Source organism: Cyanobium sp. CH-040 (assembly GCF_024346135.1).
Lineage (GTDB): Bacteria > Cyanobacteriota > Cyanobacteriia > PCC-6307 > Cyanobiaceae > NIES-981.
On sequence record NZ_JAGQCJ010000023.1, the window covers coordinates 18,873 to 27,366 of the forward strand.

General features: G+C 72.8%; 8 protein-coding genes. 2 read left to right on the top strand and 6 right to left on the bottom strand.

What is annotated here, in order from left to right; genetic code table 11:
* Window positions 1-128 precede the first annotated feature (128 nt).
* Both KBY90_RS14545 and KBY90_RS14550 read right to left on the bottom strand, forming a co-directional pair.
* Complete coding sequence (locus KBY90_RS14545) at window positions 129-1,385, bottom strand: DUF389 domain-containing protein (RefSeq protein ID WP_254969383.1); 1,257 nt, start codon at window positions 1,383-1,385, stop codon at window positions 129-131.
* A 78-nt stretch (window positions 1,386-1,463) separates the two neighbouring features.
* Window positions 1,464-1,652, bottom strand: coding sequence for a hypothetical protein (locus KBY90_RS14550; RefSeq protein WP_254969384.1), 189 nt, complete (start codon window positions 1,650-1,652; stop codon window positions 1,464-1,466).
* A 115-nt stretch (window positions 1,653-1,767) separates the two neighbouring features.
* Between KBY90_RS14550 and KBY90_RS14555 the strand changes: the two genes are divergently transcribed.
* A complete protein-coding gene (locus KBY90_RS14555) occupies window positions 1,768-4,044 on the top strand; it encodes a glycoside hydrolase family 3 C-terminal domain-containing protein (protein ID WP_254969385.1) in 2,277 nt (758 codons plus the stop codon).
* Window positions 4,045-4,081: 37 nt separating this feature from the next.
* Here the strand turns inward: KBY90_RS14555 and KBY90_RS14560 are convergent, their stop codons facing one another.
* The 4 genes from KBY90_RS14560 to KBY90_RS14575 form a co-directional block, all read right to left on the bottom strand.
* On the bottom strand, window positions 4,082-4,624 hold the full coding sequence (locus KBY90_RS14560; protein ID WP_254969386.1) for a hypothetical protein: 543 nt from the start codon (window positions 4,622-4,624) through the stop codon (window positions 4,082-4,084).
* Between the two features lie 5 nt (window positions 4,625-4,629).
* Window positions 4,630-5,751, bottom strand: a complete 1,122-nt coding sequence (locus KBY90_RS14565; RefSeq protein WP_254969387.1) for a glycosyltransferase family 2 protein — start codon at window positions 5,749-5,751, stop codon at window positions 4,630-4,632.
* A gap of 48 nt (window positions 5,752-5,799) precedes the next feature.
* Entirely contained in the window at window positions 5,800-6,369 is a 570-nt protein-coding gene (locus KBY90_RS14570) for an alpha/beta hydrolase (protein WP_254969388.1), read from the bottom strand.
* Window positions 6,370-6,462: 93 nt separating this feature from the next.
* Window positions 6,463-7,521 (bottom strand): ArdC family protein, encoded by a 1,059-nt coding sequence (locus tag KBY90_RS14575; RefSeq protein WP_254969389.1) that lies wholly within the window; start codon window positions 7,519-7,521, stop codon window positions 6,463-6,465.
* A gap of 266 nt (window positions 7,522-7,787) precedes the next feature.
* Here KBY90_RS14575 and KBY90_RS14580 point away from each other — a divergent pair, with 266 nt between their 5' ends.
* Window positions 7,788-8,327 carry a DoxX family protein gene (locus KBY90_RS14580; protein WP_254969390.1) on the top strand — a complete coding sequence of 180 codons (540 nt, stop codon included), beginning with the start codon at window positions 7,788-7,790 and terminating at the stop codon, window positions 8,325-8,327.
* The last annotated feature ends 167 nt before the right edge of the window (window positions 8,328-8,494 follow it).

Here is an 8,494-nt window from a genome sequence, read left to right on the forward strand (position 1 = left end):
CACCCGTGGCGTGGCTGGGTCCTTGCTAGCGAGGTCTGGGACGGTGGCTGTGGCCTCGGTCACCAAAGACCGGGCCCGGTGAGCGGATGCGGATCGCAGGGTGCGTTGCCTGCCACGCCGCGCCGGCCTCAGTCGGCGGGTGGTGCGCCGTCCGCCTCAGCGTTCTTCGCCTCGCTGTTCTTCGCCTCGCCGTTCTGTGCGTCGCCGGTCTCCTGCCGGGGCTCCCCAGACCCGTCAGGCCCCTCCCCCAGCGGCAGCACCGGTGGCGACAGCCAGGGCCAGAGGGGATCGACCAGGGCGCCCGGGGTCTGCTGGGGCTCCGGACCCACCACATCGATGGAGGTGCGCTTCACCACCAGCCGGAAGCGGCGTGGGGCCAGCTTGGTGTTGATGAACTCCTGCACCGCGCTCACCTGGGTGAAGGTGGGCAGCCGTGGATCGCTGACGCTCACCCGGGCGGTGACCACCGGGGGGTTCTGCTCCCAGTCCACCCGCACGCTCTCGAGTTCGGAATCCCTGCCCAGGGTGATGGTTTCGTTGCGCAGGCTGCTGAGGATCAGATCCTCGATGCGCTGGGCCTGAACCTGACGGCGAGACACCCCCATCAGGTTCAGCAGGCTGCCGCCGAGGGGAATCACCAGCATGGCCGTGAGCGCGAGGCTCGTGAGACCCAGACGGCTGCGCAGCAACCGCCCTCTGAACGGCCGCTCCAGCAGGTTGAGGGTCACCATCGCCCCGGTGAGGATGCCCAGCAGGTTGGTGAGAAACAGCAGGGCGGCTCCGTAGCTCTCCTGCCAGCGGCCGGCGGAGAGCAGCAGGCCGGCCACGCACACCGGCGGCACCAGGGCCACGGCGATGGCCAGGCCGGCCATGGCGGTGATGGCCTCCTTGCGCAGCTTGGCGAACATCGCCACCACGCCCGCCGCCAGGGCGATGCCCAGGTCGAGCAGGTTGGGGCGGGTGCGGGCCATCACCTCGCTGCCGTAGACGGGGAACTGCACCAGCAGGCCCACACTCACCGAAACGGCCAGGCCCAGGCCCACACCCAGCGCCAGGGTGAGCAGAGCCCGGAGGAAGGCGGGGAACTGGCCGCGCAGCACCTGGAAGGCCATCGCCTGCAGGGGCAGGATCCAGGGCGCCACGACCATGGCGCCGATCACCACGGCGGCACTGTTGCCAAGCAGGCCGAGGCTGGCGATCAGCGAGGAGCCCAGGGTGAGCACCACGAACACCTGGCCGAAGCGGGCGTCGCCCTCGAACTCCTCGCGCAGCGCGGCCAGACGATCCTTGTCGGCCTGCAGGGATCGGGCGCCGGGCCGGCTGTCCGGGCCGCCGGGCTCTGACGGGCTGATGCCTGGCACGCGGGTGTCTGACTGGCTCGGCATCCCCGGCTGAGGGGTGGAGCCCCTCTGGTTCAGCCCTCCAGTGTGGTGCCGGATCGGCGGGCTGCCGCCCGCCGCCGCTCAGGGGCGGGGCCTGAGGCCGAGCAGCTCGGCCCCGTAGCGCTCGCTGAACATGGCCTGGGTCTGCCAGGCGGAGAGCAGGGTCTTGGCGATCTCGCGCAGCTCGTCGATGTCATCGCAGGCATCGATGGCCCGGGAGTGCATCGCCACGGTGAACTCACGGCTCAGGGAGAGGGAAGACTCGGGCACGGCGTGTGACGGCTTGTAACGGAACGTTAAGGGTGACGATGGCCGGCCGGGGGCCCCACGGGCCCGGTTTCGGGCCGGTTCTCCCCACCTCGTCCCACCTCCCTAGCCTGAGGTGGTGGACCCGGCCGACACCGCTGCTTCGGGCATCCCCGGGGACCTCGCCGCACCTGCCGCAGCGCCCGATGCCGCCGCGCCAGATGCCGCCGCGAGCGGGCCCCGGGCCGAGGCCCTGCTGGCGCAGCTGAGCACCGCCGAGAAGCTCGCCCTGCTGGACGGCGACACCCCCTTCTGGGCCGGGATGGTCGCCATCGCCGCCCGCGACGCCTCCCACCGCCGCCCCTGGCCGGCGGGCCGGCTGCCCCGGCTCGGCCTGTCCGGCCTGCAGTTCGTGGATGGCCCCCGCGGGGTGGTGCTGGAGGGAGGAGCCACCACCTTCCCGGTGCCGATGGCGCGGGGCGCGGCCTGGAACCCGGAGCTGGAGGAGCGCATCGGCGAGGCCATCGCCCTGGAGGCGCGCTCCTTCGGCGCCAACTGGGTGGCGGCGGTGTGCGTGAACCTGCTGCGCCACCCCGGCTGGGGCCGGGCCCAGGAGACCTATGGCGAGGACCCCGTGCACGTGGGTGAGCTGGGGGCGGCCTGCACCCGGGGCCTGCAGCGCCACGCCCTCGCCTGCGTCAAGCACCTCGCCCTCAACTCGATCGACAGCTCCCGCTTCCTGGTGGACGTGCAGGCCACCCCGAGGGTGCTGCACGAGCTGTACCTGCCCCAGTTCCGTGCCTGCGTGGAGGCTGGAGCGGCCTCGGTGATGAGCGCCTACAACCGGGTGAACGGCGTCTGGTGCGGCGAGCACCCCCAGTTGCTGGAGGGGATCCTCAAGCGGCGCTGGGGATTCGCGGGCTTCGTGGTCACCGATTTCATCTTCGGGCTGCGCGACGGCGTGGCCGCCCTGCTGGCGGGTCAGGACCTGGAGATGCCCTTCCGCATGGTGTTCGCGGGGGTTCTGGAGGAGGCCCTGGCCGACGGCCGGGTGCCGGCCGGCCGCGTCGACGACGCCGCGCTGCGGTTGCTGCGGGCCCAGCTGGCGGTGCCGGCGGGCCACCATCCCGCCGCGCTGCGCCGCCGCGCCGACCACCTGCAGCTGGCGCGCCAGGCGGCCACCGAGGCGATCGTGCTGCTGCGCAATCAGGGCCCGCTGCTGCCGTTCCGGGATCTGGACTCGCTGGCGGTGGTGGGCCGGCTGGCGGCCGAGCCGAACCTGGGCGACCGCGGCTCCTCCGACACGCGCCCGCCGCCGGGCTCGGTGGTCACCCCACTCGACGGACTGCGGGCCGCGGCAGCGCAGCTGACGATCCGCGCCTCCGCCAGCGACGATCCCGCTGCCGCTGCCGAGGTGGCGGCGGGCTGCGAGGCCGCGGTGGTGGTGGTGGGGCTGGACTGGCGCCTGGAGGGGGAGCACATCCATCCCGGCGACATCGCTCCGGTGCTGCGCCGGATCCCTCCGCCCGACTGGTTGCTCGGCCGCTGGCCCGGAGGCCCCGGCGGGCGGCGCCGGCTGCGGCGTGCCTGGCAGCCGGCGGCGGATCTGATCGCCTGGATCACCGGTCACGCCACGCCGCGCCAGGGCGGTGACTTCGCCTCCGGGGACCGCACCGACCTGCGCCTGCCGCCGCGCCAGGTGGCCCTGATCCGGGCGGTGGCGGCCGCCAACCCGCGCACCGTGGTGGTGCTGATGGGCGGGGGGGCCGTGCTGATGGAGGAGTGGCGCCGGGTGGTGCCGGCGATCCTGCTGCTCTGGTATCCGGGCGAGCAGGGCGGGCACGCCCTCGCCGACGTGCTGCTGGGCCGGGTGTCGCCCTCGGGGCGCCTGCCCTTCGGCCTGCCCACCAGCACCGACCATCTGCCCCCCTTCGAGCCGCGGGCGCCCCTGGTGACCTACGACCTCTGGCACGGCTACCGGCGCCTGGGGCGGGAAGGGCAGCGGGCCGCCTACCCCTTCGGCTTCGGCCTCTCCTACAGCCGCTTCGAGTTCAGTCAGCCCGTTCTCGACCCGGAGCCAGCAACCGGTGATGGGGCGCTGGTGCTCAACGTCACGGTGCGCAACGCCGGCCCGATGGCGGCCGCGGAGGTGGTGCAGGTGTACCTGGAAGCGCCGGACCTGGAGGTGGAGCGGCCACCGCGCACCCTGGTGGCCTTCACGCGCCTGGAGCTGGCGGAGGATGAGCGCCGTCACCTGAGGCTGGCGATCCCCCGGCGCCGCCTGGCCTACTTCGATGAGGCCGGCGACGGCTTCCGGATCGAAGCGGGGCTCCATCGGCTGGTGGTGGCCCGCCACGTCGAGGATCCCGGACTGGCTGTGGAGGTGACGCTGGAGGGAGGCTGGCTGGGGCCCTGAGCTGATCAGGCAAGGATCGGGCAGCGGTGTGCCTCGCTCAGCTTCGTTCCAGCCGCTGCAGCCGGTCCAGCCGCTGCAGCATCAGCTGAAGCCGCAGGCGGGTGTAGCGCTGCAGCAGCAGGCAGGGAAGGTTGAACAGGGTGGCGAAGGCGAGGTTGATCAGCACCCCCGCCGGCGGCAGCCACAGGCAGGTGACCATCCACACCGGCCACAGGGCCCAGTGCACCAGTTCGGCCCGGCGGGTCTCCAGCAGCAGGCGCCGCAGGGCGCGGGGATCGCGCCCCACCAGGCTGGCCTTGCGCACGCCGCCGGGCAGGGCATCCCCGGCATCGGGAATCCAGGGTTTCCAGCGCCGGATCGCCAGTCGCGTTTCGAAGTGCCGCAGCGCCCGGCTCGCCGGCTGGCCTGTTGCGTGCCCGGGGCCGCCGGCCTGCGGAGGCTCCCTCCCGGGGGACTGCACTCCCTCCAGATACCGCGCCGGCAGGTGGTTGGCGAGCATCCCCACCAGCAGCGACCAGCCCACCCAGAGGGCAGCACAGCCGAGGACCGCGGGCAGCCAGGGCGGCAGCGATGCGGCCATGGCCATCAGCGGCCACCAAGGCCGGGACGGCCGGCACGGGTGCTGAAGCTGCGCCCCTTCCAGCGCACCTGCCCCCGCCCGAGGTTGACGATCGCCTGCAGGAACACCCCCAGAAAGAACAGCACCGGTATCGGAAACACGAGATTGATCCAGCTGAAGCGCCCCACCCGGCGGGTGATCACCAGCAGCTGCAGGGCGAAGGCCCCGTAGAGCAGGGCGTTGGGCAGCGGGCGGGGGTCTCCCATCAGCGGCCAGCCCAGCAGCGAGGCCGGCAGGCACCAGGCCGCCCAGAACAGTCCCGAGAGCCACAGCAGCACCGCCAGCATCCAGGGCCAGCGCACCTCGGCGGCGGCGGTGGCGAAGTTCTTGTTGAACCCCATCACCAGATCCCCCAGACCGCCGGGGTACATGCGGTAGGTGATCGTGTCCTTGCCGATGAAGGCGCTCACCGGCAGGCCCGCCGCCTCATAGCGGTGGGCCAGGAACCAGTCCTCCACCACCTTGTCCGCCACCGCCGCATGGCCGCCGCTGCGCGCGTAGTCGCCGCGGCTGGTGGCCATGGCCGGCCCGAAGGCCACGCCGCAGCGCTCACCGAGGGGCACGGCCATCAGGCCGACGAGGTTGAAGAGCACCGACAGCTGCTCGTAGGGCTGCTCGGTGCGGTGGTAGGGCTGCACCGACACCAGTCCGCCGAGCCGCTGGCTGGCGGCCACCAGGTTCTGCAGGAACTGGGGTGCCGGCTGGGTGTCGGCATCCAGGAACACCAGCAGCTCCCCCAGGCTGGCGGCCACGCCGTGGTGCAGCGCCCAGGTCTTGCCGCACCAGCGCGCAGGCAGCGGCGGAGGCTGGATCACCCGCACCGCCAGCCCCGGCGCCCCGGCACGGGCGAGGGCGGCCGTGTCGTCGTCGGAGTGGTCGTCGACGACGATCACCTCCAGCGGGCGCAGCGTCTGGCGGCTCAGGGCCGCGAGCAGTCCGGGCAGGCTGGCGGCCTCGTTGCGGGCCGGGATCAGCACCGACACCCCCGGCGCCCCGGAGGGGACCGCGGCCGGCAGCACCGGCATGCGGCAGGCCAGCAGCCAGCCCAGGGCCCAGCGCACCAGCAGCGAGAGGGCGATCAACTCCATGTCCGGCCCTCCATCCCCGGCCCACTCTGGGGCTGGAGTCCCGCAACGCTATGGCCGCAGCAACTCCCTGGCCAGGGGTCTGATCGCCGCCGGGTCGCGCAGAAGCTGGGGATGGGTCAGCACCGGCAGCATCGTGCGGGCTCCCACCGGCAGCACGGCGCGCCAGCCGGGAATCACCACCAGATCCAGGCCCGAGTAAAAGCTGTGGCACTCGATCCGGCGCAGGCTGTCGAGGTCGGCGTCGAGCTGTCGCAGCAGCGGGCTCCGCCACTTCAGATCGGCGATGCCGGCCAGCAGCCGGCCGGGCCAGGGCTGGGCCGTGAGGGTGCCCTGCTGGGGGCTGCCCACACTGAGGAAGCGGCGGGTGCGGCGGTGACCGCCCCGCAGCTGGATCCAGGCGCGGGCGATCACTCCTCCCATGGAGAAGCCCAGCAGATCGATGGGCTGGTCCACACCGAAGGCCGCCTCGATGTGGCTGCCGAGCAGGGCGGCGGCCTCCAGCACCGGCGTGGCCCCCAGCCGCAGGGGGAGGGCCGGAATCAGCAGGGGCTGGCGGCGCTCCCCCAGCTCGCGCTTGAGGCCCTCGAACACGGCCGGAGTGTCCAGCAGCCCGTGCACCAGAACCAGGGGGGGAGCTGAAGGGGGAGGGGCGATCGCCGCGAACCGGCGCTGCCCGCCGGTTGAACCTGCTTCTCTTCTACGGCAGCGCCACTACAGAGGCGCCGAGGCCTCAGCGGCGGGCTCCCCGCCCTCCTCGGCGCAGATCAGATCCGCGGCCCGGCGCGCCTCGCCGAGCACCTGGAACAGCAGCCGCGGCGTGCGCCGCAGCAGCTCGATCCAGTGCTGGAGGTAGGCGGCATGGTTGCGGGTGTCGCTGCCGATCTCCAGACGGTCGCCCAGCAGCACCGCGCCCAGCTCCGCCACCAGCTCCTCGCGGGCATAGGCCTGGCTGTCGCGGGCGCCCGTGAGGTCGCGGGCCAGCCGCGACGGATGGCCCGTGGAGTGGATCGCCTCATGGGCCCAGGTGGCGTAGTAGCTGGCGGCGGTGTGGAAGGCCTGGCGATCCGGCAGCTGGATGCGGTCGGGGCCGCTCAGGTAGCAGGCCAGCCCGCCGCCATGGAGCACCGGCACGGGCCAGGCGCCGAGGGTGGTTTCGGCCCGTTGCAGCCGCTCCGGTTCGCTGCGCCGCACGCGGCGGTGCTCCGCCTGGCGGGTTTCCAGCAGTGCGGCGAGGGCCTCACCCTCGAGATCGGCGGCGTTGAACACCGCCACCGGCCTGTAGCGCACCCAGCCCTGGTGAGCCGTGGCGCCGGGCCGGGGGGCGGCGGGCTCCGCCGCTGCAGTGGCGGACGCCGGAGCCGTTGCTGCCGGGTCGGCTTCCGTCGCCCCGGACCGGCGGCAGAGCTGGGGGCGCAGCACATGCACGGCCCTGCTCCCACGGCGGGGGGCGAGGCCCCGCGCGCGGGCCTCGGCGAAGCCGCACCAGTAGGGCAGGCAGGAGCCGCGCTGGTGCAGGCCCAGCGTGAGCAGGATCGGGTTGGCCCCGCGGTAGCGGCGGCCGCTGATCAGGTTCACGTGGTGGCCCCCACCGGCGGCCCCGCCGTTACCGTCCCACTCGCGCCGCCAGGGGGTGGTGCCGGCCTCCATCAGGGCGATCAGTCCCTCCACCAGCCGGGTGTCAGGGCCTGGCCGACGGCCCTGGCCGGCATCGGGATCGCCCTGCGTCTGCGGGGAGGGGCCGTGGGCCGGGCCGGAGCGGGATCGAGCCATGGGGGAGAGCCGATGGTGCAACTGCCAAGTGCCACCCCCCGGCTCGCGCGAGCCGACGGCCCTGCCTGAGAGACGGCGCTCACACGTCGTTACACGGCGCGCCAGGGTGGTTGCGCGCGGTCCTCGACCCGCGTCCATCCCGCCCTCAGGCCATGTCCACCACCCTGCTGCTGGAAGCGTTCCTGGCCTTCTTCAGTGCCTCGCTAGGCCTCTGGCTGCTGCGTCTCAGCCGCTCCACCCGACCCGCGCCCTGATCCCCTCGTGCCATGAACGGTTTTCTGTTTCGCTACTTTCTGCGTCCCGGCGTTCTGCCCAGTGCCGGCCTCCTGCTGCTGCGGGTGGCGCTCGGTCTGATGATGATTCATCACGGCCAGGACAAACTCGCCAACCCGGAGTTGTTCGCCACGAACTATGTGGTGCCGCTGCATCTTCCGTTCCCGCTGCTGATGGCACACCTGGCGGGCTACGCCGAGATCTTCGGGTCCTGGTGTCTGATCCTGGGGTTGTTCACCCCTCTGGGAGCCCTGGCGCTCTCGGGCACGATGCTGGTCGCGGCGTACCACCACATCCTCACCAGCGGCTTCAACATCTATGTGCTCGAGCTGGTGGTGCTCTATCTGGGAGGCAGCGCGGCGATCCTGCTGATGGGCCCCGGGCGCTTCTCCTTCGATGCCGGCATGCTGGGATCGCTGCTGGTCCAGCGGTCTTCAGCGCTGGTGGCGCGCTCCGGGGTGCGCCAGGGGCCCGGTTCCTCCCGCGCTGCGATGGGCTCCGCCACGCCGCGTGTGGGACCGATCCTGCCCTGATCCACGGGCTTGTGCCATCGGTTGCCCGGGATCGTGCTCCAGGACCGGCACCGCGCCGCCCGGTGGTGGAGCCTGGGGGAAGTGATCCCCCAGGCTCCATGATTCGCATTCGCGGTGATCGTCGCAGTCTCCTGGTCGCCCTCGCGGCCGAATGGGCCGTGCGGCAG

Coding starts and splice junctions, on each gene's coding strand:
- KBY90_RS14560 (WP_254969386.1), bottom strand. CDS start 4,624: ATGGCCGCATCGCTGCCGCCCTGGCTGCCCGCGGTCCTCGGCTGTGCT.
- KBY90_RS14580 (WP_254969390.1), top strand. CDS start 7,788: ATGAACGGTTTTCTGTTTCGCTACTTTCTGCGTCCCGGCGTTCTGCCC.
- KBY90_RS14565 (WP_254969387.1), bottom strand. CDS start 5,751: ATGGAGTTGATCGCCCTCTCGCTGCTGGTGCGCTGGGCCCTGGGCTGG.
- KBY90_RS14545 (WP_254969383.1), bottom strand. CDS start 1,385: ATGCCGAGCCAGTCAGACACCCGCGTGCCAGGCATCAGCCCGTCAGAG.
- KBY90_RS14575 (WP_254969389.1), bottom strand. CDS start 7,521: ATGGCTCGATCCCGCTCCGGCCCGGCCCACGGCCCCTCCCCGCAGACG.